Raw genomic sequence first — 24,525 nt, forward strand, 5'->3', positions numbered from 1 at the left:
CGGAGACCGAATGAGCAATACCCTTCTCCCGGCCCCGACCCCGGGCCTCCGCGACACCGTGGACACATACATTCGGCGCAGGGGGCGGCTCCTCGCCTTCCAGACCAACGAGACCTACGCCGCGGCGGCGCTCGCCCTGGGCACTCTCGCCGCCCTGATCTGGGCGAACATCGGGGACAGCTATCACGTGTTCTGGCAGACCCCGACGACGCTCGCCGCCGGCCCGTTCGGCGTCGACCTCACCCTGCACGAGTGGGTGGACGAGGGCCTCATGGCGGTCTTCTTCTTCATGGTGGGCCTCGACGTGCGCCGCGACCTAACCCTGGGCGAGCTGCGCCTGCCCGGACGAGCGCTGCTGCCGGCCGCCGCCGCGATCGGCGGGCTGGTGGTCCCGGCGCTCGTCTACCTGCTCATCATCGGCGACTCGGGCGGCGCCCACGCGTGGGGCTCGGTGATCTCCACCGACACGGCCTTCGCCCTGGGCATGCTCGCCCTCATCGGCCCCAAGCGGGCGCCGCGGCTGCGGCTGTTCCTGCTCGCCTTCGCCGTCATCGACGACATCGGCGCGCTGGCGGTCATCGCGATCTTCTACTCCGGCTCGCTCAACCTCGTCGCCCTCGGGGCCGCGGCGGCCGGCCTGCTCCTGGTGTGGCTGATGGCCCGCCGGGGCGTGTGGCGGGTGCCGCCCTATCTCGTGCTCGGCGTCGTCATCTGGTACGCGGTCTACCGGTCGGGCGTGCACGCCACCCTGGCCGGGGTGCTCATCGCCCTGCTCATGCCCGTGTACAACGTGCGCAGCGAGGACGTCGATGCCGCCGGCGAGTTCACCGCGCTGTACCGGCAGGCGCCGGCGCCCGGCACCGCCAGGATGCTGCGGGAGTCGCTGAACCACTCCATGCCGCTCAACCAGCGACTGGCGTTCGTGCTGCCCCCGTACGTCAACTACGTGGTGGTGCCCCTGTTCGCCCTGGCCAACGCGGGCGTCGAACTGAGCGCCGACATCATCGGCGGGCTGGTGATCGGCAAGCTCATCGGCGTCGTCCTCGGTGCGGGCCTCGTGCTGCGGTTCGTGCCGGCCTCGCGCATGCCGGGCCTGGACGTGCCCCGGATCCTGGGGCTGGGTGCCCTGTCCGGCATGGGGTTCACCATCTCGCTGCTCGTGGTGAACATCGCGCTGGAGGACGAGACCCTGCGCGACCAGGCTCGCCTCGGCGTCCTCGTGGCGTCCCTGGCGGCGTTCGTCCTCGCCGCCGTCATCTTCCGGGTCACCAGCCGCATCTGGCCGCTTCCGGCTCCGCGCGGGGAGACCCTGTGCCGGCCGCCCTCGCCCGACCAGGAGCTGACCTTCGGCAGTCTCGACGCCCCGCACGTGCTCATCAACTACGCCGACATGAGTCACGAGGACCGCTGGCGTCTCGCCGAGGCCCTCTACGGCCTCCAGCCACTCATCGATTCCGGTGAGGTGCTGCTGATCCTGCGTCACAAGCTGTCGGGGCCGGAGAGCCTGCTCGCGGCGCTCGCGCTCGAGGCGGCCGGGGCGAACAAGGAGCCGAACCTGTGGCCCTTCCACGACGCCATCGCCGTGCTGCGTGGTCGTATCAGCCCACGGTCCATCACCCGGGTCGCCCGCGAGGTCGGCATCGACGTCGAGGCCCTGTGGCGGCGCATCGACTCCCGGGCGGACGAGGCCAAGGTGCTCGCCGACTCCGCCGAGGTCGAGGGGCTGACCGAGGACGCCAGCCCGGTCGTCTACATCGACGGGCGCCGATTCGACCAGCTGCTCAACCGCTGGACGTTCTCCGAGGAGATCACCCGGTTGCAGCAGGCCGCAGCGGACTCGGGCCCCGATCCGGCCCCCGACGAGGCCGACGAGGCCTGAGCAGGTCGGGCACGGCGCCGGTAGGGTCGAGGAGCGCACTTCCAGCGGGCCGACAGTGCTGCACGGCCACGGCGCCAGTTCGCGCAGGGTGTGCCCTTGGCAGGGAAGGACCCGCACCGGGACGCACCCGGGTCGAATGGAGGGCTCTCACCCAAGGCCGCCACGACACCGCCCGGCCATTGGCGGCCGGGCGGAGGGTCAGCCCTGGGGGCGCAGCAGCGGGAACAGGATCGTCTCGCGGATCCCGGTGCCGGTGAACAGCATGATGAGCCGGTCGACGCCCAGGCCGAGCCCGCCCATGGGCGGGCAGCCCTGTTCGAGCGCGGCGAGGAAGTCCTCGTCGAGCTGCATGGCCTCGGGGTCGCCGGCGGCCGCGGCGAGCGACTGGGCCGTGAGGATCTCGCGCTGGACGACAGGGTCGACGAGTTCACTGAAGCCGGTGCCGCGCTCCATGCCGCCGATGATGAGGTCCCAGGCCTCGATGCAACCGGGCTTGGAGCGGTGGCGGCGTGCCAGCGGCTGGGCGATCTCGGGATAGTCGCAGACGAAGGTCGGCTGCAGCAGGTCCTTCTCGACGAGCTCGCCGAAGAGTTCGACGACCATCTTCTGAGCCCCCCAGTCCGCGCTGAAGCCCACCTGATGGGCCTCGGCGATCCGGCGCAGCTCATCGAGGGGGGTCTCGGGGGTGATCTCCTGGCCGAGCCGGTTGGACAGGCCCTCGTGGACGGGCAGCCACGCCCATTCGCCGTCGAGGTCGATGACGCCGCGCTCGGTCTCGATCCGGTGGGTGCCGAGGGCGTCGGCGACCCGCATGATGACGGCCTTGAGGGTGTCGGCGATCGTGAACTGGTCGCCCCAGCTCTGGTAGGCCTCGAGCATCGTGAACTCGGGGCTGTGCGAGGAGTCGACGCCCTCGTTGCGGAAGACCCGCCCGATCTCGTAGACCCGGTCGGCGCCGCCGACCATGACGCGCTTGAGGTGCAGCTCGAGCGCGATGCGCAGGTACATGTCGATGTCGAAGGCGTTCAGGTGAGTGGCGAACGGGCGGGCTGCGGCGCCGCCGTGCAGGGTCTGCAGGACCGGGCCCTCGACCTCGAGGTAGCCCTGCTCCTCGAGTTCGGCGCGGATGGCGCGGGTGATGTGCGCGCGGGTACGCAGCATGGTGCGGGCCTGCTCGCGGACGATGAGGTCGTTGTGGCGCTGGCGTACGCGCGACTCCTCGGACAGCTCCTTGTGGAGGGTCGGCAGCGGGCGCAGGGCCTTGGAGGCGAGCCGCCACTGCGAGGCCAGCACCGACAGCTCGCCGCGTTTGGACGCGATGACGCGGCCGCGCACCCAGACGAAGTCACCCAGGTCGATGTCGGACTTCCACGAGGCGAGGGCCTCCTCGCCGATCTCGGCGCGCGAGAGCATGATCTGCAGGCGTTCGGCGTCGGCGTCCGGTGTGAAGCCGTCCTGGACGGTGGCGAAGCACAGCTTCCCCGAGTTGCGCAGGAGCACGACCCGGCCGCCGACGGTCACCTCGTCCTGGGTCTCCTGCCCGGGCTCCAGGTCGGGCCAGCCGGCCCGCACCTGGGCGAGCGTGTGGGTCCGTCGCAGGTCGACCGGGTAGGGCTGCTTGCCCTCGTCGAGGCAGCGCCGACGCTTCTCGGCGCGGACGCGCATCTGCTCGGGAAGGTCCTGCTCAGACGCCTGGTTCGTGGGGCTGGTCGGCTGCTGGGAACTCACCCGGACAGACTACCGTGGGGCGCGCGCGGCCCCGCCACCGTGACAACCGATGGCGGGGCCGCGCGCGCGTCCGGTTCACCGCCTGCCGGGGCCGCCGCACCGCAGCAGCCGGCGACGGCTGCCGACCGACCCGCTGAGTTGGCGTTCGGGCCGCCTGGCGGTGGCCGGGGTCGCGCGGTGCCGGGCCAGCTCGGGCCGTGACAGCCCGGGGCCGGACGGCGGCCGCCCCAGGCCGAGGTGGGTCCAGCCGGCCTCACGCCAGCGCCCGGGGTCCAGGGCGTTGCGACCGTCGATGACGACCGGGCGCGCCACCTGGCCAGCGGCCTCGGCCGGGTCCAAGTCGATGAACTCCTGCCACTCGGTCAGCAGCAGCACCACCTCGGCGCCCTCGAGGGCGGCCAGGGGGTCGCGGCGGGTGTCGAGCCCGGGGTGGAGGCGCTCGACGACATCCAGCGCCCGGGGATCGCACACCCGCACCAGGGCGCCCCGGTCGGCCAGGCGCAGGGCGACATCGAGGGCCGGTGAGTCGCGCACGTCGTCGCTGTCGGGTTTGAAGGCGGCGCCGAGCACCGTGACCCGCGCACCGGCCACGTCACCGCCCAGCCAGCGTTCGGCCAGGGCCACGACCCGGTCGCGGCGGCGCTGGTTGATGGCGTCGACCTGCTTGAGGAAGGTGAGGGCGTCCCCGACGCCCAGCTCCTCGGCGCGGGCGACGAAGGCGCGGATGTCCTTCGGCAGGCAGCCGCCGCCGAACCCGACGCCGGCGCGCAGGAACTTCCGGCCGATGCGGTCGTCGTAGCCGAGCACGTCGGCCAGGGCCACGACGTCGCCGCCGGTCGCCTCGCACAGCTCGGCCATGGCGTTGATGAAGCTGATCTTCGTGGCGAGGAAGGAGTTGGCCGCCATCTTGACCAGCTCGGCGGTCGGGTAGTTCGTGGCGATCCGGGGGATGCCCTCGGCCAGCAGCGGGGCGTAGGCGGCGTCCAGCGCCTCGCGGCCGCGCCGGGCCTGCGCGGGGTCGTCGGGCAGCCCGTAGACGATGCGGTCCGGGTGCAGGGTGTCCTCGACGGCGCGGCCCTCGCGCAGGAATTCGGGGTTCCACACCAGGGTGGCCCCGCTCGCGGCGAGGCGCTCGGCGAGACGTTTCGCGGTACCCACCGGCACCGTCGACTTGCCGGCGACGACGGGCCGGGCGCCGACGGGCACGGCCGCGAGGATCGTGTCGAGGGCCGACTCGACGGCGCTCAGGTCTGCCGAGCCGTCGTCGGACTGCGGGGTGCCGACGGTGATGAAGTGCAGTTCCGCGTCGGCCAGCCCGTCGTCGGCCGGCGTGGTCGTGAACCGCAGCCGGCCGCTGCGCACGGCCCGCTGGAGCAGTTCGCCCAGGCCGGGTTCGAAGAAGGGGGGCCTGCCGTCGGCGAGGGCGTTGACGCGTGCGGCGTCGACGTCCACGCCCAGGACATCATGACCGAGGGACGCCAGGGCGGCGGCGTGCACGGCTCCGAGATAACCGCAGCCAAGAACGGAGATTCGCATGGTGGGGTTCCTTTCCGTGGTGTCGGTCGGTTCTGGTGCCGCCGGGGCGATCACGGCGGCCGCGGACCCGCCAGGCAGGCCTCGACCCACTGTTCGAGCCAGCGGTCCGCGGCGGGCCGGAAGGAGTGGACGAAGGCCAGCCGCAGGCGGGCGGCCCTCCAGTAGCGGTCGACGTGGGCCGGGCTCGCCCCCAGGCCGCGGGCCAGGTCGGCCAGGTGCCCGGTCACCCGCCGGTGGCCGTCGGCGCTGAGCGAGCCCGCCAGGCGGCTCAGTTCGGCGTGGGCCAGCAGGTTCCCCACGTCCAGGGCGGCCTCGCCCCGGGCCGCGGTGTCCAGGTCGAGGACGCCGAGCGCGGCGCCGTCCCACAGCAGCTGGCCGTCGTGCAGGTCGCGGTGCAGCAGCGCCGGCGGGTCGGTACCGGCCGCCAGGTCGGCGCAGGCCCGTTCGACCGCGCGGCGCAGCGGCCCGAGCGGGCCCACGGCGCCGTGCTCGGCGGCGGCGGTGTACCAGCGGTCGAGTACCGCGGCCTCGTCGGCGGGAGAGTGCTCGGCGCGGGCCTGGTCCACGTGGCGGGCGATGAGCGGCCAGGCGCCGGCCAGGCGGGCCCAGCCGTCCAGGCCGTCGTCGCCCAGTTCGTGCAGTGAGCGTCCCGGCAGCAGGGTGAACTCGACGCGCGCCTCGGTGGCGTCCAGCACCCGCGCGGCCCGCAGCCCGGTGCCGGCGCACAGGCCGGCGATCCGGCTGGAGACGGCGGCCACGCGGGCTGCGCGGCCGGGGCGCAGCAGTTTGACGGCCCGGTCGGGGCACATGACGACGGCGCGGCGGCCGAACCGGTGCACGACGAGCCGGCCGCGGGTCGGGGCGGACAGTTCGGGCAGGCTGGGGTCGGTGGCGTAGCCGGTCAGCTCGCTCTCGCCCCAGACGTCGATGCGTCCGGCGCGCAGCAGGCCGTCCGGGTCGCGCTGCTCGAAGGTGATGGCGCCCTGCCGCGCCGGCCATGCCCGGATGATCCCGTCGGTCGCCCGCAGTGTCGTCAGTGCCGCGCTCGTCATCGGAGCACCTCCTCGAGCCGGTCCAGCCGCTCGCCGACGAGCCGCGCCCAGCCGGGCCGTGCCTCGCGCAGGGGTTCGACGGCCCGCAGGAGCAGGGCCCCGGCGAGCGCTGTGCGCTGCTGCGGGCCTGACGGGACGTGTCCGCCGGCGTCCCGGTAGCCCGCCAGGAACGCCTGGACGCCGGGCTCGTCGGCCGTCATGAGCCAAGAACCCAGGTCGGCTGCGGCGGGCGCCAGGTGGGCCCGGTCGAAGTCGGTCAGCCAGACCCCGCCGTCACCGCTGGTGAGCACCTGGTCGGGCGAGAAATCGCCGTGTACGAGCACCACCGGGCCCGGCAGCCCGGCCAGGGCGCGGGCGGCGAGGGCGCGCATCCGCTGCGCCAGCGGCCGGTCCAGGGCGTCGAGGACGCCGGCATGGGCCTCGGCCTGCCGCCACGGGTCGACGACGCGGCGGGACAGTGGTTCGCGCAGCGGGCCGGGCAGCTGGTCGGTGCTGCGGTGGAGGGCCGCGATGAGGGCGCCGGCGGTCCGGCTGCCCCGCGGGTCGGGCCGGCGCCCCAGGTCGCTGTCACCGGTGTAGCGCAGCACGGCCAGGTGCGGGTCCGCGCCGTCGTCGACCCGTTCGGGGACGGCCACATGGGCGGACACGAAGTCGTGCACGTCGCGGCCCAGCGGGTCGGCCTCGGCTAGGACCCGCACCACCAGGTCGTCGCGGCGCAGCACCAGGCGTCTCAGCGGGTTGTAGCGCAGCGCCGTCTCCTCGGGACGGCCGCCGACGAGCCCTCTGCCGCCGGCCTGCCTCAGCGGGCGGCGGAGCCTGGGGTCGGCGAGGATCTCGCCGTGCTGGAGCACCAGCCCGCCGGGCAGGGTGCGCCAGCCCACGAGCAGGCCGCGCCGGGCGGCGCTCATGCTGGTCTTGTCGGCCTTCGACAGGCCGCCGGGCCACAGGATGCGTGCCCAGCCGCGGGACCGGCCCGTGCCGGGGTCGGCGAGGGAGACGGTCACCGAGGTGTCGGGTTTGATCCGCAGGTGATCGGCCCGCACGTCGCAGCCGAGCAGTCCGCTGAGCCTGGAGGCGTCCAGCACGGCATCCACGACGTCCAGGGTTCGGGTGCCGTCCACCGTCACCGCCCCCCGATCCTGATCTCGCCGCTGTGGTGGCCGCTGGCCTCGACCCAGCCGCGGAAGATCCGGCTGGTCTCCATCAGGTCCTGCGGCTGGCCGTCGAGCATGATGTTCCCGTCCTGCACCCAGACGACGCGGGTGGCGCGCAGCGCGACCTCGGCGTCATGGGTGACGGCCAGGGTGGTGCGGCCCACCACGAGGTGACTGATCGCGTCCAGCACCAGGCGCGCCGAGGCTGGGTCCAGCCCGGTGGTCGCCTCGTCGAGGATCACGACCGGGGCGTCGCGCAGCAGGGCGCGGGCGATGGCCACGCGCTGGCGCTGGCCGCCGGACAGGGTGCCGCCCCGCTCGCCGACGGTCGTGTCGTACCCGTCGGGCAGCTCCATGATGAAGTCGTGGGCGTAGGCGGCGCGGGCCGCCTGCTCGACCTCGGCGTCGCTGGCCCCCTGACGGCCCAGCCGGATGTTCTCCCGCACCGTGCCGGCGAACAGGACGGCCTCCTGGTGCAGCAGCGAGATGTTCGCCCGCAGTTCCTTCAGGTCGAGGTCGCGCAGCCGGTTGCCGTCCAGGGTGACCTCGCCGTACGTCGGGTCCTGGGCGCGCACCAGCAGGGACACGAGGGTGGACTTGCCGGCCCCGGAGGGTCCGATGAGTGCCACGACCTCGCCGGGCGCGGCGCTCAGGCTCAGCCCGTGGAGCACCTCGGTGTCCTCGTAGGCGGCGTGCACGTTCTCGAAGCGCACCATGCCGCGAGCCCGCCCGATCCGCAACGGGCTGGGCGGGTTGACGATGTCGGGTTGCACCGCCATGAGGTCGGCCACGCGTTCCCCGGAGGCCGTGGCCTGGGCGATCCGGCCCGTGTACTTCGCCATGTCGCGCAGGGGTTTCATCGTCGTGCGCAGGTAGCTGGTGAAGAGCACGAGGTCGCCCAGGCTCATGGCGCCGTCGAGGGCCCGCAGCGCCCCGCTGACCATGACGATGGCGGTGGCGAGGCCGATGATGACGTCCGTGGTGCGTTCGAGCCGGGCGGACAGGCGCCGGGAGGCCACGCCCGAGCGCAGGGACGTCTGGTTGGCCGAGCCGAACCGGTCGGAGATGAGTTCCTCCAGGCCGTAGGCCTGCACCACCTGGATGGCGGCGAGCGACTCCTGGGCGGTGTTCGCCAGGTGCCCCTCGCCCTTGCGGGTCTTGCGGGCCGCCGCCGTGATCTTCTGCGAGTTGCCCGCCGAGGTGAGGGCGAACAGGACGATCGCGCCGACCACGACGAGCGACAGCAGGGGGTCGAGCACGACCATGACCCCGAGCATGACCACCAGGGTGATGACGTTGGCGACGAGCGGCAGGCCCGCGGTGATCACCACGTCCTGCATCCGGCCCACGTCGCTGACGATGCGCTGGACGGTGTCGGCGCTGCGGTTGCGGGAGTGGAACTGCAGGGAGAGCCCCTGCACGTGCCGGAAGATCCTGGCGCGCAGCGAGGTGGCCACGCGCGAACCGGCGAGGGCGAAGGCGACGGTGGCCAGGTAGTTCGTCAGGGCCCGCAGCCCGGTCAGGGCCAGCTGCGCGAAACCCCACCACATGAGCAGCCCGAGCGTGGCGGGGCGGTGCGAGCTGTCGGCGCCGAGCGCCGCCGAGACGGAGTCGACGACGTACTTCATGGGCCACGGCTCCAGCACCCGGAAGATCACCTCGGCCAGCAGGGCGCACACGCCGCCCGCCAGGAGTCTCGTGTGGGCGCGCGCGTCGGGGGCCAGCAGGCGCAGGGTGCGCACCAGGGCCTGTTTCCTGATCCGTTCAGCCATGGTCGTCCTCCATTCCGGCGAGCCGCATGATCCGGTCGACGACGCCCGCCCAGGAGTGACGCTCCTCGGCGCGGCGCCGCCCGGCGCGGCCGAGCTCGTCCCGGCGGTCGGGGTCGGCGGCGAGGGCGTCGATGGCCCGGGCGAGGGCCGCCGGGTCTGACGGGGGGACGAGAACGCCCAGCCCGTCGAGGATCTCGGGCAGCTGCCCGACCCGGGAGGCCACCACGGGCAGGCCCGCCGCGAGGTACTCGTAGACCTTGAGCGGTGAGAAGTACTGGTCGTCCTCGGCACCGGTCCTCGGGTAGGGGGCGGCGCCGATGGCCGCACCGGCCAGGTGGGAGGGCATGTCCTGGGGGGCGACGGCCCCGCGGAAGTCGGCCCGCAGGCCGAGCCGGGCGGCCAGGCGTTCCAGTTCGGCACGCCGCGGCCCGTCGCCGATGATCCGCAGCCGCCAGGGCTCGCCGGCCAGGGACGCGGCCTTGAGCAGGTCCTCCACCCCGTGCCAGGGCTTGAGGGTGCCGACGAAGGCCACCACGGGAACGCCCGGGGACGGGGGCCTGGGCACGATGCGGCGCACGCTGACGCCGTTGGGCACCGTGGCGGCTCGGGTGGCGCCGGTGCGTTCGACGACCCACCGGCGTACCGGGTCCGAGACGCAGATCGTCGCCGCGGCGGCCTCCACCTGGGCGCGCAGCGCCGCCAGGGCACCGGCCTCGTCGACCAGGCCGCGGTAGGTGCGCTGCTCGTCGATGAGGGGGGCGTTGACCTCGAGGACGCCGGGGACCCCGGCGCTCTCGTGCAGTCCGGCGAGCACGGTGGAGAACAGCGAGTAGCGTTCGTAGACCATGTCGGCGCCCTCGGACAGGAGACGGCGGGTGATCTCGGCCACGGCCTCCTGCTGGGCGCGTTCCCGCCCGGCCGGGTCCTGGGCGGCCACCGGCAGCTCGGTCACGGGCAGGCCGGCGAGGTCGTCGGGCACCTCGTGGCCGCGGCGCGTCGTGTAGACCCGCACCTCGTGGCCGCGCGCCAGCAGCTCGCGCACCACCTCCTGCACGTGCACGGAGGCGCCCTTGGTGCCGAACACGGGGATGCCGGGGTCGACGGTGACGTAGGCGATGCGCATCAGCGCTCACCTCCTCCCGCCTCACCCGCTTCCCAGGTGGACAGGGCGGCCGCCTGTTTGCGGCTGTCGAACTTCTCCTCGATGAGGGCCCTGGCGTTGCGGGCCATGCCGGTCAGGTCGTAGCCGCCGGCGGCCACGCGCGTCAGGGCCGCGGCCAGCGCGTCGACGTCGCCGGGGTCGAGCAGGATGCCGGTGTCCTGGTCCCGGACGACCTCGGGCAGGCCCGAGACGGAGGTCGCAATGACGGGCGTGCCGCTGGCCATGGCCTCCAGCACCACCGTGGGCAGGCCGTCGATGTTGCCGTCGGCGGCCTGGATGCACGGGGCGGCGAAGACGTGCGCGCCGGACAGCAGCCGCTTGACCTCCTCCTGGGTGAGTGGTCCGAGCAGCCGCACGTGGCCGGTGAGACCGCGTCGGCGGATCCGGGCGGCCAGCTCGCCGGCCAGCTCCCCGTCGCCGGCGATGGACGCGGTGACGTCGAGCCCGGCCGAGCGGGCCTGGGCGACGGCGTCGATGAGGTCGGCGAAACCCTTCTTGGGCACGAGCCGGCCCAGGGCCGCCACCCGCAGCGGTGCGCTGACCCGCGGCGGGTCGTGGTAGGGGAAGCGCGCCAGTTCCAGGGCGTTGTACTGCAGGCTGACCCGTGCTCCGGTGCCGTCCAGGACCTGCCGGAGGTAGGCCTCGTTGAACTCGCTGATGGCCACGACGCGTTCGGCGTCCCCGCAGATGCGGCGCAGCCAGAACAGGTCGACCGAGTCGTGGAAGATGTCCTTGGCGTGCGTGGTGACCGTGTAGGGCACGCCCGTCAGGCGCGAGGCCAGCCAGGTCATGCGGCCGGCCAGGGACGCGAAGTGGGCGTGCAGGTGGGTGATGCCGTCCTCGAGCACGGACCGGGCGAGCGCCACGCCCTGAGCGACCTCGTCGCCGGGCAGTTCGGCGAGTTCGGGCAGCAGGCCGGCGAGGTTCTCGCGCAGCCGCGGGTGGCTGACCGCCCCGGCCAGCTGCTCCCACATGTCCGTGGCCTTGAGGGGGCGCGGCACCCAGGTCACCCGCGCCCCGACCCGGGCGATCTCGGGGTGGAAGCGCTGGTCGGTCGTCGGGCGCAGCGCGTAGATGCTCAGGTCGTCGCCGAGGGCCTCCCGGGCGAGCATCTCGGTGACGACGAAGGTCTCGGAGAAGCGGGGGTAGACCTTGAGCACGTAGCCGATCCGGGGCCGGGCCGGGGACGCCTCGAGGGCCGCCGCGTCGGCGAGGAGTTCGGCCGCGTAGCGGGCGGCCGTCGTCAGCCCGTCCAGGGCGAGGGCGGAGCGGCTGACATGACGGCCGACCGCCCCGGCCGCCCAGGAGCCCAGGGCCGCCGGGCTCATCTGCTCGGCCCGCATGACGTCGAGGGCGCCCACGTCGGCCAGCGACCGGGCGCGGATGAGCTGTTCGCGTCGTGGCTCCTCGCGGGGCACGATGAGCGCGGGCGTGTCGGTGGCGAGGATCTCGCACGTCGTGTTGTAGCCGCCCATGGCGATGACGGCGTCGGCGTCGGCGATCTGGTTGCTCAGGCCGGGCCAGGAGCGGTGGACGTGGGTGCGCGGACCGGCCAGCGCCTGGACGGCCGTGGCGTCGGCGAGCTGCGGCCCGGTGACGATGACGTGCTCGTACCCGTCCGGCACGTCCATCGCCGCCGCCGCCCGCAGCAGGTCGTGCCCGTCCGAACCGCCCCCGGCGGTGGTGAGGATGAACGGGGCCCGGCGCGGCTCGCCCGCCCCGTCGAGTTCGCGCCGACCGTTCGCCAGGTACCCGGTGAACCGGACCTTGTCGGCGAGGGCCAGGGGCACCTCTCCGCTGGCGATGGGGTCGTGGACGTCCTGGTCGCCGTAGACCCACACCTCGTCGACGAGGCGGCGCAGCTCCGAGAGGTCGCCCAGGGCGCGCCACTCGGCCGCGGCGGCGGCCGGCTCGTCGAGCACCTCGCGCAGCCCGAGGACCACGCGTGCGCAGGGGCGGCGGGCGCGCAGCCGGCGCAGTGGTCGGCGCAGTTCCCGCCAGACCCCGTAGATGTGGCGGTCGATGACGACCAGGTCGGGGGCGAAGGACAGCATCGCCGACTCGATGAGGACCGAGCGCAGGTCGATGAGCCGGCTCGTGGGGCCGGCCAGGTTGCGGGGCTCGTAGCCGTTGCTGCCCTTGGCCACCCCCGGGATCGTCAGCCAGTCGAATCCTTGGGGGAGCAGGACGTCGTCGCCCATCGGCAGCCCCGAAACGAGCAGTCCCGAGACCGGACGGCCGGTCCGCTCGGGGATGGTGCGGGCCAGGTGGTGGGCGAGCGCCAGGTTGCGGCGCACGTGGCCCAGCCCCTGTGAGTCATGGCTGTACAGGAGTACTCGAATGGTGGTGTCGTCCACGGGAGGTTCCGATCAGGTCCGGCAACCGACACCTCGGCAGTGGGATTCTTCCCTGCGGCGGGGCCACGGGACTGCGCCGGGTGGAGTGCGCGTTGTTCATGGCTTGGGTCACTGCTGGGCCAGGGGCCGCGTTCCTCGGCGCGGCCCGGCACGGGGACAGCCGGCTTGGGTGCCACATGATGCCCGATCTCGCTGCGGGCTGCTGCCTTGGTTCCTCCCATGGTAGCCGCAACTCCCCAAATGCGGCCCCTCTGGGCTCTGATCGGCTCGCGGCACGGCCCCGGCGAGGCCGCCCGACCGACCCGAAGCAAGACCCGGCAACCAGCGGGCCGCGAAGACGCGGGCCCCGGAACACGGATGCGGGTCACCGGTGCTCGCCCACACCGGTGACCCGCATCCTTCCTCAAGCGATTCGCCAAGGCTACCCTAATTCAAAGCAAGCGGAATGGGAAGCCCGGATTTCTTCTTCCCGAACCCGTCGCCGACAGCACCGCCCCCGGCCGGCCCGATCCCCCCGGCGTTCTCCACCCCAGCTCTTCGGGGTGCCGGGCCCCGCGCCCATGAGTCGTTCAGGGCTTGCGCAGGACGATGCCGACCGCCGTCAGATCGTCCTTGTGCGCCTTGAAGCCCTCGCGCATGGCGTGCACCCGGCGTCTGGCCTCGGGGCGCCTGCGCAGGTTGTTGAGGAACCTGACCGAGCCGATGATCCCCTCATCGGCGATGATGCGGCCCGGGTCGAGGAGGCGCATCGGGGCGCACCCGACCCAGACGACCTCGAAGCCGGCCCCCTCGAAGAGCGCCCGCCATGCCGCGATCTTGAGCGGGCGGGCCCCGACCTTGATCCGCGCGGAGAGGTCACGGCCGACCGGGCCGCGGGCGTTCTCGTCGGGGTCGTCGGCCTGGTCGGTGAGGGCGAGTTCGTGCACGGCGTAGCGACCCCCTGTGTCGAGCACGCGCCATGCCTCGGCCAGGATCGTGCGGCGCTGCGCCGGTGGACACATCGTGAGCATGGCCTCGCCGACGATGAGATCGGCGCTGGCGTCGGGCAGCGTGGTCTCGGCCGCGTCGGCGGTGACGACCCGGGCGCGGGGGTTGCCGTCGAGGACGGCGTCGAGCTGGGCGCGCCCCTCGGGGTTGGGGTCGACGCCCGTGTACGAGACCGGGTCGACCGCCAGGAGCATCCCGGCGGTCAGCCCCACGCCGGGGCCGAACTCGACGATGCGGTCGTGGCTGCTCGGGTGCGCCCGGTCGAGCAGCCGCCTGGTGAGCCCCCGACCTCCGGGGCGCAGTACTCGCTTGCCGAGTGAGGCGAGCAGCCAGTGGCCCTGCAGCCGCGCGTCCTGGGCCGGGCCGGCGTCACGTCCCGCCTCGCCGGCATCTGCCGCCTCACCGGCCGGCCCGGCTCCGGGCGCCCCTTGGCGGGCGAGGCGGCCGGCCTCTGCCATGGCACCGGGGTCGACCTGGCTGCACAGGCACTGGCCCTGCTCCGGCTCGGCCTCGACGTCGACAGCCCCGGCACGCTGCCCGTTCACCGGCCCGCCGCGGCGACATCGACGAGGACGAGCGTCATGCGGCAATCGGTCTCGGCCTTGAGGGAGTGCAGCACGTCGGGCGCCATGTAGAGGCAGTCACCGGCGTGCAGCAGGTGGGGCTCGCCGCTCAGCGTGAACGTCATCTCGCCCTCGAGGAGCTGGACGACCACGCCCTTCGGGGCGGCGTGCTCACTGAGCATCTGACCGGCGCCGAAGGTGAACTGGGTGACCTGGAGCAGGTCGTTCTTCACCAGGATGCGCGATGTGGTGCTCTCGGGGACGATGGGGAGCTCGTCAGCCACGCCGGTGCTGACGACGTTCTCGGTGTACGTGGTCTGGTCATCGCTCATGGTCGATCTCCTTCGTACTCGGGGTGCGCCGGAGCGGATCCCGCGGCCGCACAGTCCTCCGTGAACTAAGGTAATCCTCATTGAGTAATTAGCACGGAAGAAATCCCACATATTGGAGACCGGCTGGCTCGGCGGCGCATCCGGCACTCGATGCAACGAGTTGCCGCCGCTGCAACCAAGTGCCGTGCTTTGAAATGAGTGAGCGCTCACTCATACCCTCGTCGTGTGAGCCGAGCAGCACCCATGTCGCCTGAGGAGCGGCGAAGGACGATCATCGAAGCGGCCCGGCCGCTTCTCGTCGCCAATGGGGGCCGGTTCACGACGAAGCAGGTGGCCGAGGCGGCCGGGATCGCCGAGGGCACCATTTTTCGTGTCTTCCCCACCAAGCAGGCCCTCTACGACGCGGTGATCGCCGACGTGCTCGACCCCACGCCCACGGTCGAGGCGTTCCGGACAATGCCCGAGCATCACAGCCTCGAGGAGCGCATCACCGCCGTCCTGACCCTGCTGTACTCGGACATGGACACGATCGAGGAGGTGTTCATGGCGGTCCACGCCATGCCCTCCGACGACCTGTCGCCCCGCAAGCCCCCGATGAAGAACTGCGACGGCGCCCCGACCCGCTCCGACGACCTGCGCGGGGCCATGGCCGAGGCCATCGCCCCCTGGCGGGACGAGTTGTCGGTCTCGCTGGAGGAGGCCGCGGCCTGGCTCCGTTCCGTCGCAATGGCGACCTCACACCCCTTCCTCAAGCGGGGCGCGGACTTTCCCCCCGAACTCGCCGCCCGCCTGATCACCCACGGTCTCACGAAAGGATCCACACGGCCTTGAAAGGGGATTGCGCATGTTGAGGAGACTCATCGGGCGCTTCGGCGGGCAGTACCGCGGCCAGTTCGCCCTCGTGGTGCTGCTGCAGGCGGTGGCCTCCGTGGCCTCCCTGATGCTGCCCAATCTGAACGCCCGCATCATCGACACCGGCGTGGCGAACGGCGACACCACCTACATCTGGCACGCCGGCGCCAGGATGCTCGCCGTCGGCGGCACCCAGGCCGTGGCCCAGTGCCTCGCGGCCGTCTTCGGCGCGCGGCTCGCGATGGGGATCGGCCGTGACATTCGTGCCGGCCTGTTCGACACCGTGTTGAACTACTCGAGCCAGGAGGTCAACCATTTCGGGGCCCCGTCGCTGATCACCCGCACCACCAATGACGTGCAGCAGGTGCAGCAGTTCCTCCTCATGACCTGCATCATGATCCTCGGCGCACCGATCACCATGATCGGCGCCATCGTCATGGCGCTGCGCGAGGACATGGGCCTGTCGTGGATCGTCGCCGTGGCCGTCCTCGTCATGGTCGTCGTGGTGGGGATCATCGTCAGCCGGATGACCCCGGCCTTCAAGAGGAACCAGGAGAGCATCGACCGGATCAACCAGGTCGTGCGCGAGCAGCTGAGCGGCATCCGCGTCATCCGCGCCTTCGTCCGCGAGCACCGGGAGCGCAAGCGCTTCGACGTGGCCAATCAGTCGTTGATGCTGCTGGGGTTCAGGATCGGCACCTTCTTCTCGCTCCTGGCGCCGATGGTCATGATGATCATGAATGCCTCGACCGTCGCCGTGTGGTGGTTCGGCGCCCTGCGGGTCGACAGCGGCGACATGCAGGTGGGCCAGATCACGGCCTTCATGACGTACATGATCCAGATGCTCTTGAGCGTGATGATGGCCGCGATGATGATGATCCAGCTGCCTCGCGCGCAGGTCTGCGCAGGCCGCATCATGGAGGTCCTGCGCACCCCCTCGACCGTCACGCCGGCTGCCAAGCCCGTCCGGGAGCTCCCCATGACCGGGGCGATGGACCTGACCAACGTGGAGTTCAGTTACCCCGGGGCCGAGGCGCCGGTGCTCCACGACATCAACATCTCGCTGCGACCGGGGACGACCACCGCCGTCATCGGCTCGACCGGCTCGGGAAAGACGACCCTGGCCAATCTCGTCCCCCGCCTGTACGACGTGACCGGCGGCTCGATCAAGCTGGATGGCGTCGACCTGCGCAAGATCGACATGGACCTCATGTGGAGCCGTATCGGCCTGGTCCCGCAGAAGCCGTATCTGTTCAGCGGCACGATCGCCTCCAACCTGCGGTACGGCAATCCCGAGGCCACCGAGGACGAGATGTGGGCCGCGCTGCGCACCGCTCAGGCCGCCGACTTCGTCGAGCAGATGGACGGCCGGCTCGACGCCCCCATCGCCCAGGGCGGCACGAACGTCTCCGGCGGCCAGCGCCAGCGCCTGTCGATCGCCCGGGCCCTCATCAAGAAGCCCGAGATCTACGTCTTCGACGACGCCTTCAGCGCCCTCGACGTCGCCACCGATGCCCGCCTGCGCGCCGCCCTGGCCGCCGAGACCCAGGACGCGGCGGTACTCATCGTCGCCCAGCGCGTCTCGACCATCCGCGACGCGGACCAGATCATCGTGCTCGACTCCGGCCACGTCGTCGGTCGCGGCACCCATGCGGAACTGCTCGACAGCTGCAGTACCTACCAGGAGATCGTGTCCTCGCAGATGAGCTCTCAGGAGGCGGCGGCATGAGCAGGGCCGACAGGAAGAACCGGGACAGGGGCACCGTGACCAGGGCCCATGAGCGCCCCGACTACGCCAAGAACGTCCACCACGGCGGCGGCCCCGGCGGGGGCAGGGTGCAGGAGAAGGCCGTCAACTTCGGCCCCTCCCTGCGCCGCCTGGTCGGCGAGCTCGCACCGCACCGGTGGGCGATCCTGTTCGTCATCGTGATGGGTTCGGCCGGCGTTGCCTTCAACGTCTACTCCCCCAGGCTGCTGGGGCGGGCGACGAACGTCGTCTACGAGGGCTTCATCGGCAGGATGCTCCCCGCCGGACTGACCAAGGAGCAGGCCATCGCCGCCTTGGAGGCGGCCGGCAAATCCGACCAGGCGCAGATGATCTCTGCCCTGGACGTCGTACCCGGCCAGGGCATCGACTTCACGCGCCTGGCCCACATCCTGCTGGCCTGCCTGACGCTGTACGTGCTGGCCTCGGTGCTGCAGTTCCTGCAGGGCTACATCCTCAACCGCGTCGTCCAGCACTCGGTGTACTCGATGCGCGACCAGGTGAGCAGCAAGCTCGACCGCCTGCCGCTGAGCTACTTCGACGCGCAGCCCCGCGGTGAGTTGCTCAGCCGCATCACGAACGACATCGACAACATCCAGCAGACCCTGCAGCAGACACTCACCCAGATGCTCAATGCCGTGCTGCAGCTGGCCGGCGTGCTCATCATGATGCTGACGGTCAGCCCGCGCCTGACGATCATCGCGCTGTGCGCCATTCCCGTCTCGTTCGTCGTCTCGGTGTCGATCGGCCGGGTGGCCCAGAAGCGCTTCGTGGGCATGTGGACCGCCACCGGCGTCCTCAACGGCCAGGTCGAGGAGGCCTTCACCGGACACTCCCTGGTCAAGGTCTTCGGCCGCCGCCGTGAGGTCGAGGCGGAGTTCGCCACGACGAACGGGGAGCTCTACAAGCAGAGCTTCGGCGCCCAGGCGGTCAGCGCCCTGCTCATGCCGATCAACTTCTTCGTCGGGAACCTGACGTATGTGGCAGTGGCCGTCGTCGGCGGCCTACGCGTGGCGAGCGGCCAGATGCTCCTGGGCGACGTGACCTCGTTCATCCAGTACTCGCGGATGTTCACCCAGCCGATCACGCAGGTGGCCTCGATGGCGAACCTGCTGCAGTCGGGCGTGGCCAGCGCCGAGCGCGTCTTCGAGGTCCTCGACGCCGCCGAGCAGACCCCCGACCGCGAGGGCTCGCTGGAGTTGCCCGTCAAGGGCCACGTCGAATTCGATCACGTCGAGTTCTCCTACCGTCCCGATCAGCCACTCATCAAGGACCTCTCGCTCGACGTGCGCCCTGGACAGCAGATCGCCATCGTCGGCCCGACCGGGGCCGGCAAGACGACGATGGTCAACCTGCTGGAGCGCTTCTACGACGTGGACGGCGGTGCCATCCGCATCGACGGCGTCGACATCAACGACGTACCGCGCGCGCAGTTGCGCGACCAGCTCGGCATGGTCCTGCAGGACACCTGGCTGTTCGGCGGTTCGGTCCGCGACAACATCGCCTACGGCAAGCCGGGCGCCACGGACGAGGAGATCGCCGAGGCGGCGAAGCAGGCCTACGTGGACCGCTTCGTCCAGACCCTGCCGGCCGGCTACGACACGGTCATCAACGACGAGGGGACGAACATCTCGGCGGGCGAGAAGCAGTTGCTCACCATCGCCCGTGCGTTCATCTCCGACCCGTCGATCCTCATCCTCGACGAGGCCACGAGCTCTGTCGACACCCGCACCGAGGCCCTCATCCAGAAGGCCATGGCGCGGCTGCGCGTCGGACGGACGAGCTTCGTCATCGCACACCGCCTCTCGACGATCCGTGACGCCGACACCATCCTCGTGATGGAGCACGGCGACATCGTCGAGCAGGGGAACCACGACGAACTGATCGCGGCCGAGGGCGCCTACTGGCGTCTCTACCAGGCCCAGTTCGCCGGAGGCCAGGAGGCCGCCTAGGGCAGAAGGCATCCTCCGTGGGACCGCCTGGGGCAGTGGGCGGATCGCAGTGAGAGGGGAACCCCGGTACCGAACACCCTCCGGTACCGGGGTTCCCCCTTGTCCCAGGCCGATTCATCACCCATGGCGCTCAGCCCTGTTCTCCATGGGCGAATGTTACTTTCTTGTATAAAGGAACTTTCTATGAGAAAGTATTCATTGTTCCGATCCCCGAAAGGAGAAATCCCATGACCTCAGTTTCGATACTCGGTGCAGGCAGTATTGGCTCGGCCGTCGCCACCGTGTTCGCCAAGGCCGGCGCCGACGTGCAGGTGCTCGCCCGTGACACCGCCAAGGGCGCAGACATTGAGGGCGTCACCGTCTCCCCGCTGGGAGAGCCCATCACCGGTGACGTCGTCGTCCTGGCCCTCCCCTACCCGGCCGTGGCCGAGGTCATCGACCAGTACGGCGCGAGCGCCTTCGACGGCCGGATCGTCGTCGACCCCACCAATCCGGTGAGCATCCCCGAGCTCACCGCGCTGCTCCCCGCCGGCACGTCGGCTGCCGCCGAGATCGCCGCGAAGCTGCCCGGCGCCAGGGTCGTGAAGGCCTTCAACACGAACTTCGCGGCCACGATCGCGGCCGGCACGGCGTCCAACGGCGCGACGACAGTCGTCCTCGCCGCGGGCGATGACACCGAGGCCAAGGAGGCCCTGCGTTCACTCGTCGAGGGCGGCGGTCTGGCCTTCGCCGACGGCGGCGGCCTCGCCAATGCCGTGCGCCTCGAGGCGGTGGGCGCCGTCGGGATGCACCTCGCCCTGGCCGGCCGGATCGGCTGGACGGGCGGGTTGCTCATCACCGAGTGACTGAACCGATCGCTGCGCACAACGAATGCCGCCGGAGCCACGGTTCCGGCGGCATTCGTGCGTGCCCGTGTTCTGTACAGTGGTCCCAGATGTTCTGGGGGTGATGATGTCCGAAGCGCCGGGCGGAGCGGGCGAGGGCTCCTTCAATCCTTATTCCCGGGCGTGCCCCTCGCGGCGGTTTCTGAAGTTCCTCGGCGATCTGTGGACGGTTCTCGTCATCGGGGCGCTGTACGAGGCCGGTTCGCCGCAGCGGTTCACGGAGATCTCCCTGCGTGTCGACGGGATCTCCACGAAGATGCTGACCAATACCCTGCGCGCCCTGGAACGCGACGGCCTGGTCCTGAGGCACCAGTACGCCGAGATGCCTCCGCGCGTCACCTACGAGCTGAGTCCGATGGGGCAGGACCTGGCGAACGTCCTGCGGGACGTCGAGGGATGGGCGACGGGTCACATGCAGGACGTCCTCGACGCGCGCGAGTCGTACGACGTCGCTCACGGCGAGTGACCCGGCCACCCGCCCTGAACCTCAGTGCGTCAGCAGCTGGGACAGCGACAATGCTTCGCGGCCGGTCAGGGCGCGCACGTCATCGGTGACCATGGCGACCTCTCCGGCGGCGATGGCCGTATAGGTGCTGACCCACGCGTCCAGCTGCCAGTCGGGAACGCCGTAACGGGCGCGGTCTGCGTAGGCCTCCTCGACGGTCTGGGGCCGGTAGCTCGTCGGCACACCGGTCAGGCGGGTGACGGTCTCGGCCACCTGCGCCAGGCTGATCGCCTGCGGGCCGGTCAGGTTGTAGGTGAGTCCGGCGTGCCGCGCTGGATCGGTCAGGACGGCGGCGGCACTCGCCGCCACGTCGGCCTGGGCGACGGCTCCGACGACGCCGTCACCGGCGGGACCGGCGATGACCCCGTCCACGGCCATCTCGGGCAGGAAGTCGAGGTAGAAGCTGTCGCGCAGGAAGGTGAAGGCCATGCCCGATGCCCGAATGGCCTGCTCGGTGGCCCAGTGGGTGCGAGACAGGGTGAACACGGCATCGGGCGCCGCGCCCAGAAATGACGTGTAGACCACGTGGGACACGCCGGCCGCCGCGGCTGAGGCGATGAACGCCCGGTGCTGGTCGAGACGGTCGGCGCTCTCGGCCGCCGAGACCATGAACAGCACGTCGAGCCCGGCCAGCGCCTCACGATTGGCGGGGTCGCCGTACCCGTCGGTGACGCGCACCTGCCAGGGTCCCTGCGGGGCGCGCGAGGCGTCACGGACGACGAGAACGAGTTCGTCCGGTCCCCCTGCGAGCAGTCGCGCCACCATGCCGCCGATGTGGCCGGTCGCTCCCGTGATCCCGATCCGTGTCATGGATGCCCTCCTTGTTCATCCTGATTCTTCAGCAGTTCCTGGTCACAGGCCCCGATGTCCAAGACATCCGGGGCCAGGACATGACCCGGCAGGTCGCCGGGCGCGCCACGAGGAGCAGGGCGGCCGCCCCAGCAGTTCGTGCCTGCTCGGCAGGTGTTCACAGCGCGGCATCCTGCCGGGAGAACCCGGCGTAGCGTTGGTGTGCCCGGATGATGATCGCCCAGGTCCGCTCGGGCTCCTTGCCGAGGACGGTGTTGGGCACCGGTACGCTCTCGGCCGGCTGCTCGGGGGTGGCGGGGATCTGCAGGTGGCAGATGCGGTTGTTCGACCGGCCGATGCGGTCCACCGTGACCTGTGAGATCTCGTGCCAACGGTAGGCGTACTGACGCCGCCAGACGCCCTTGACCTGTTCCTCGTGGACGATGCCGATGGTGCTCAGCGCCACCTGGTGGGGCCGGGCGAGCAGTCTGGTCATCGCATAGCTGCCGATGATGCTCAGGACCGCCGTGCCGCCGAAGACGGCGATCATCGCCAGGTCGTGGCCCCAGAGGCCGATGAGTCCGAAGATGAGTGCGACGCTGACGGCGCCCCCGCTGAGCAGCAGGAAGTCCCGCCGCGGCCCGGCCGGGTCGGACGTCATGACGAGGGGCCAGCCGGTGTCGATGTGCGCCAGGGCGTCCTCGACACCCTGGTCCGCGGACGCGTCGTTCATCCAGGGGGCGGGCTCTTGTCTCATCGACCACGATCGTAGCGGAGCGCCGCCGCGCCATGTGCCGACCGGGGCCGGGGCCGACGGGCTCACGGTGATCCACGCCGCAGCGAACCCGGTTGCCAGGTGCGGGGTGTCAATGGCCCGGATCGGCGACGATGATCTCGCTGACGGCCTCGACGAGGTCCTCGGGCAGGGGCGCGGCCTCGCCGTGGACGATCCCGCGCACCCGCGCCTCGCGCAGCGCGACGACCTGGTCGAGCGGTTCGCCGGCGGCGACGAGCTCGCTGATGGCGTTCTTCGCGGTGTGCGCGCACTGCGCCGCCACGAGCAGTTCGTGGATGCGCGGGGCGGGCTCGTTGGAGCCCAGGTCCGTCCCCTCGGGCAGCTGGACGACCAGGCCCTCAACGGCCCGGGCCTCACCGAGGTAGACCACGGACCCCGAACCGTCGCCTTCCGGTTCCGCGCCAATGACGCGCGCCCTCCAGCGCCGCCGGTCGGGCACCACCCAGGTGGCCCCCTTGGCCGGGTGCACGGTCAGCGTCCGTCCCGCCTGGTCCCACTCGATGCGGGTGCGGGCGGTGGCGGGCTCGAGCGCCCCGTCGTCCTCGACGAGCTCGTAGGAGGCGTCGGCTCCTGGCACGACGAGCAGCTCGATCTCGTCGGGGTTGTCGGTGGCGGCTCCGGTGCTCGTCGGGATGATGGAGCCGGCACGGGCGAACACGGGGATGGTCTTCAACCCCCGGCGCACGGTGAGGAAGCGGTCTCCCCGGTAGACGAGCCCGGTGAAGACGTCCACCCAGGTGCCCGGGGGGAACCAGACGCGGGCGGACGCGGTCTGCGAGGCCTTGTCGAGGGGCCGCGTGATCGGGGCGACGAGCAGGTCGCGCCCGAGCAGGTACTCACCGGAGGCCTCGTAGGACTCGAAGCGGTCGCCCCACTCGTGGTAGACGGGCCGCACGAGTGGGGCCCCGGTGGCCCACTCGGTGTAGAGATAGGGCACCAGGGCGTGACGCAGGCGCAGGAACCGGGTCATGACCGACCGCGCAACGGTTCCGTAGTTCCACGGTTCCTTGCCGGCGAACGGGTCATCGCTCGAGTGCAGCCGGGTGAACGGCGAGAACACACCGAATTGCAGCCAGCGAGTGGCCAGCTCGTCGTCGTGGGACCCGAAGACATGCCCGCCGATGTCGTGGCTCCACATGCCGTAACCGATGTTGGCGGCCGTCGCTGTGAACCTCGGCTGGAAGGCGAGGGAGGCCCACGTGGCGACGGCGTCGCCGGAGAAGCCCACCGGGAAGCGGTGGGAGCCGGGTCCGGCGTACCGCGACAGGATCAGCGGGCGCCTGCCCCGGGCCGCCATGTCGGCGGTGTGCGCCTGGTTGAGCCGCCACAGCGGGTCCACGCCGTCGGTACCGACCGTGCCCTGCTGCCAGTCGATCCACCAGAAGTCGACGCCCATGTCCTCCAGCGGGTGGTGCACCTGCTCGAAGTAGGCCCTGGTGAACGCCGGGTCGGACAGGTCGAACTCCACCGGGAGCCCGGCCTCGGGGTCCCGCCCCATGGCCTCGCACACCGCCGGGTAGCAGTCCTCGTAGGCGCGGATGCCGTCGGCGGGGTGCACGTTGAGCGTGACGTGCAGGCCCCGCGCGTGCAGGCCGGCGAGGAAGCCCTCGGGATCGGCGAACAGATCGCGGTTCCACGTATACCCGGTCCAGCCGTGCCCGTAGGCGGGGTCGATGTCGGTGATGTGCCAGTCCATGTCGATGACCGCCACCGAGAAGGGGACGTTCTCGGCGGCGAAACGGTCCATGAGCCGCTCGTACTCGTCCTGCGTGTAGGCGTGGTAGCGGCTCCACCAGTTGCCGAAGGCCCAGCGGGGGATCAATGGCGGGGCTCCCGCGATGCGGTAGAAGTCCTCGACCGCCCCGGCGTGGTCGAGCCCGTGGACGAAGACGTAGACGTCGACGGTGCCCGGGGCCCTGGGGACGAGCCGGTCGCCGTCGATGACGAGCGAGGCCGAGTCGTCGAGCACCGCCAGACCGTTACGGGTGGCCAGGCCCTCCCCCATGGCGATGGGCCCGTCGGCGCCGTCGAGGGTGCGCGCGGTGCCGCCGAGGTTGGACGCCAGCCCAAGGGCGGCGCCGAACATGTTCGGCAGTGGCTGGCCGTAGCGCCACGCCGACTCGTAGTCGCCCCGGCCCTTGACCCGCAGGGACTGCGGTGACGGCTCGGTGCCGTCGTAGTCGAGTTGGAAGGCGGCGGTGATGACCTGCACGACACCCGGTTCGTCGCGCACCTGGGCGCGGACCGGGCTGAAGGGGCGTCTGGTCACGACCTGGGTGGGACGGTCCTCGAAGACGCCCTGCGGGCTCCACTCGTAGCGCAGCAGGTGCTCACCGAGGACGCTGATGCGCCAGTGCTCGCCGCTCAGCTGCAACCGCTCGGACTCGCCCATCCCCATGTGATCCCCCTTGTCGTAGGCCAGTCGTGACATACGAGGGCCAGCCTAGCGGTTGTCGGCTC

At 71.5% G+C, this 24,525-nt stretch carries 18 protein-coding genes; 6 read left to right on the plus strand and 12 right to left on the minus strand.

Features of this window, described 5'->3' with window-relative positions; all coding sequences use genetic code 11:
- The first annotated feature begins 10 nt into the window (after positions 1–10).
- Positions 11–1,879 carry a Na+/H+ antiporter NhaA gene (nhaA, locus tag PROPJV5_RS06510; RefSeq protein WP_119715524.1) on the plus strand — a complete coding sequence of 623 codons (1,869 nt, stop codon included), beginning with the start codon at positions 11–13 and terminating at the stop codon, positions 1,877–1,879.
- A 198-nt stretch (positions 1,880–2,077) separates the two neighbouring features.
- Here the strand turns inward: nhaA and lysS are convergent, their stop codons facing one another.
- From lysS to PROPJV5_RS06555, 9 genes are all read right to left on the minus strand, one after another.
- Complete coding sequence (gene lysS / locus PROPJV5_RS06515) at positions 2,078–3,544, minus strand: lysine--tRNA ligase (protein WP_119715525.1); 1,467 nt, start codon at positions 3,542–3,544, stop codon at positions 2,078–2,080.
- A 138-nt stretch (positions 3,545–3,682) separates the two neighbouring features.
- The gene (locus PROPJV5_RS06520) at positions 3,683–5,143 is read right to left on the minus strand and encodes a UDP-glucose dehydrogenase family protein (RefSeq protein ID WP_119715526.1); all 1,461 of its coding nucleotides are present in this window, start codon (positions 5,141–5,143) and stop codon (positions 3,683–3,685) included.
- Positions 5,144–5,193: 50 nt separating this feature from the next.
- Positions 5,194–6,195, minus strand: coding sequence for a phosphotransferase (locus PROPJV5_RS06525; RefSeq protein WP_119715527.1), 1,002 nt, complete (start codon positions 6,193–6,195; stop codon positions 5,194–5,196).
- On the minus strand, positions 6,192–7,316 hold the full coding sequence (locus tag PROPJV5_RS06530; protein ID WP_147385374.1) for an aminoglycoside phosphotransferase family protein: 1,125 nt from the start codon (positions 7,314–7,316) through the stop codon (positions 6,192–6,194). The genes PROPJV5_RS06525 and PROPJV5_RS06530 overlap by 4 nt, the downstream gene beginning before the upstream one ends.
- Positions 7,317–7,318: 2 nt before the next feature.
- Positions 7,319–9,121, minus strand: coding sequence for an ABC transporter ATP-binding protein (locus PROPJV5_RS06535; protein WP_182858604.1), 1,803 nt, complete (start codon positions 9,119–9,121; stop codon positions 7,319–7,321).
- Positions 9,114–10,244 (minus strand): glycosyltransferase family 4 protein, encoded by a 1,131-nt coding sequence (locus PROPJV5_RS06540; RefSeq protein ID WP_119715529.1) that lies wholly within the window; start codon positions 10,242–10,244, stop codon positions 9,114–9,116. Before PROPJV5_RS06540 ends, PROPJV5_RS06535 begins: the two co-directional genes overlap by 8 nt.
- Positions 10,244–12,640: a glycosyltransferase gene (locus tag PROPJV5_RS12890; protein ID WP_239018414.1), complete on the minus strand. Its 2,397-nt coding sequence runs from the start codon at positions 12,638–12,640 to the stop codon at positions 10,244–10,246. The genes PROPJV5_RS06540 and PROPJV5_RS12890 overlap by 1 nt, the downstream gene beginning before the upstream one ends.
- A gap of 569 nt (positions 12,641–13,209) precedes the next feature.
- On the minus strand, positions 13,210–14,172 hold the full coding sequence (locus PROPJV5_RS06550) for a class I SAM-dependent methyltransferase (protein ID WP_239018415.1): 963 nt from the start codon (positions 14,170–14,172) through the stop codon (positions 13,210–13,212).
- Positions 14,169–14,522 carry a cupin domain-containing protein gene (locus tag PROPJV5_RS06555; protein ID WP_119715530.1) on the minus strand — a complete coding sequence of 118 codons (354 nt, stop codon included), beginning with the start codon at positions 14,520–14,522 and terminating at the stop codon, positions 14,169–14,171. Before PROPJV5_RS06555 ends, PROPJV5_RS06550 begins: the two co-directional genes overlap by 4 nt.
- A 225-nt stretch (positions 14,523–14,747) precedes the next feature.
- On the opposite strand from PROPJV5_RS06555, the gene PROPJV5_RS06560 reads away from it, so the two are divergent.
- The 5 genes from PROPJV5_RS06560 (at position 14,748) to PROPJV5_RS06580 (ending at position 20,441) form a co-directional block, all read left to right on the plus strand.
- Positions 14,748–15,353, plus strand: a complete 606-nt coding sequence (locus PROPJV5_RS06560; protein WP_220474365.1) for a TetR/AcrR family transcriptional regulator — start codon at positions 14,748–14,750, stop codon at positions 15,351–15,353.
- A 13-nt stretch (positions 15,354–15,366) separates the two neighbouring features.
- Positions 15,367–17,103: an ABC transporter ATP-binding protein gene (locus tag PROPJV5_RS06565; protein WP_119715532.1), complete on the plus strand. Its 1,737-nt coding sequence runs from the start codon at positions 15,367–15,369 to the stop codon at positions 17,101–17,103.
- Positions 17,100–19,091 carry an ABC transporter ATP-binding protein gene (locus PROPJV5_RS06570; RefSeq protein ID WP_119715533.1) on the plus strand — a complete coding sequence of 664 codons (1,992 nt, stop codon included), beginning with the start codon at positions 17,100–17,102 and terminating at the stop codon, positions 19,089–19,091. The genes PROPJV5_RS06565 and PROPJV5_RS06570 overlap by 4 nt, the downstream gene beginning before the upstream one ends.
- A 227-nt stretch (positions 19,092–19,318) precedes the next feature.
- The gene (locus tag PROPJV5_RS06575; protein WP_119715534.1) at positions 19,319–19,936 is read left to right on the plus strand and encodes an NADPH-dependent F420 reductase; all 618 of its coding nucleotides are present in this window, start codon (positions 19,319–19,321) and stop codon (positions 19,934–19,936) included.
- Between the two features lie 103 nt (positions 19,937–20,039).
- On the plus strand, positions 20,040–20,441 hold the full coding sequence (locus tag PROPJV5_RS06580) for a winged helix-turn-helix transcriptional regulator (RefSeq protein WP_119715535.1): 402 nt from the start codon (positions 20,040–20,042) through the stop codon (positions 20,439–20,441).
- A 21-nt stretch (positions 20,442–20,462) separates the two neighbouring features.
- On the opposite strand, the gene PROPJV5_RS06585 is transcribed toward PROPJV5_RS06580, so the two are convergent.
- The 3 genes from PROPJV5_RS06585 to PROPJV5_RS06595 form a co-directional block, all read right to left on the minus strand.
- A complete protein-coding gene (locus tag PROPJV5_RS06585) occupies positions 20,463–21,290 on the minus strand; it encodes an NAD(P)H-binding protein (protein WP_119715536.1) in 828 nt (275 codons plus the stop codon).
- A 157-nt stretch (positions 21,291–21,447) separates the two neighbouring features.
- Complete coding sequence (locus PROPJV5_RS06590) at positions 21,448–22,026, minus strand: hypothetical protein (RefSeq protein WP_147385375.1); 579 nt, start codon at positions 22,024–22,026, stop codon at positions 21,448–21,450.
- A 109-nt stretch (positions 22,027–22,135) separates the two neighbouring features.
- Positions 22,136–24,496 (minus strand): glycoside hydrolase family 31 protein, encoded by a 2,361-nt coding sequence (locus tag PROPJV5_RS06595; RefSeq protein ID WP_119715538.1) that lies wholly within the window; start codon positions 24,494–24,496, stop codon positions 22,136–22,138.
- Positions 24,497–24,525: the final 29 nt, after the last annotated feature.

Origin of the sequence: Propionibacterium ruminifibrarum, assembly GCF_900289195.1 — a bacterium.
Lineage (GTDB): Bacteria > Actinomycetota > Actinomycetes > Propionibacteriales > Propionibacteriaceae > Propionibacterium > Propionibacterium ruminifibrarum.

What these genes read in the sequence shown, in the direction of transcription:
- PROPJV5_RS06590 (WP_147385375.1), bottom strand. Translation starts at nt 22,026, where the DNA reads ATGAGACAAGAGCCCGCCCCCTGGATGAACGACGCGTCCGCGGACCAG.
- PROPJV5_RS06535 (WP_182858604.1), bottom strand. Translation starts at nt 9,121, where the DNA reads ATGGCTGAACGGATCAGGAAACAGGCCCTGGTGCGCACCCTGCGCCTG.
- PROPJV5_RS06525 (WP_119715527.1), bottom strand. Translation starts at nt 6,195, where the DNA reads ATGACGAGCGCGGCACTGACGACACTGCGGGCGACCGACGGGATCATC.
- PROPJV5_RS06585 (WP_119715536.1), bottom strand. Translation starts at nt 21,290, where the DNA reads ATGACACGGATCGGGATCACGGGAGCGACCGGCCACATCGGCGGCATG.
- nhaA (WP_119715524.1), top strand. Translation starts at nt 11, where the DNA reads ATGAGCAATACCCTTCTCCCGGCCCCGACCCCGGGCCTCCGCGACACC.
- PROPJV5_RS06555 (WP_119715530.1), bottom strand. Translation starts at nt 14,522, where the DNA reads ATGAGCGATGACCAGACCACGTACACCGAGAACGTCGTCAGCACCGGC.
- lysS (WP_119715525.1), bottom strand. Translation starts at nt 3,544, where the DNA reads ATGCGCGTCCGCGCCGAGAAGCGTCGGCGCTGCCTCGACGAGGGCAAG.
- PROPJV5_RS06595 (WP_119715538.1), bottom strand. Translation starts at nt 24,496, where the DNA reads ATGTCACGACTGGCCTACGACAAGGGGGATCACATGGGGATGGGCGAG.
- PROPJV5_RS06565 (WP_119715532.1), top strand. Translation starts at nt 15,367, where the DNA reads ATGTTGAGGAGACTCATCGGGCGCTTCGGCGGGCAGTACCGCGGCCAG.
- PROPJV5_RS06520 (WP_119715526.1), bottom strand. Translation starts at nt 5,143, where the DNA reads ATGCGAATCTCCGTTCTTGGCTGCGGTTATCTCGGAGCCGTGCACGCC.
- PROPJV5_RS06580 (WP_119715535.1), top strand. Translation starts at nt 20,040, where the DNA reads ATGATGTCCGAAGCGCCGGGCGGAGCGGGCGAGGGCTCCTTCAATCCT.
- PROPJV5_RS06540 (WP_119715529.1), bottom strand. Translation starts at nt 10,244, where the DNA reads ATGCGCATCGCCTACGTCACCGTCGACCCCGGCATCCCCGTGTTCGGC.
- PROPJV5_RS06575 (WP_119715534.1), top strand. Translation starts at nt 19,319, where the DNA reads ATGACCTCAGTTTCGATACTCGGTGCAGGCAGTATTGGCTCGGCCGTC.
- PROPJV5_RS06570 (WP_119715533.1), top strand. Translation starts at nt 17,100, where the DNA reads ATGAGCAGGGCCGACAGGAAGAACCGGGACAGGGGCACCGTGACCAGG.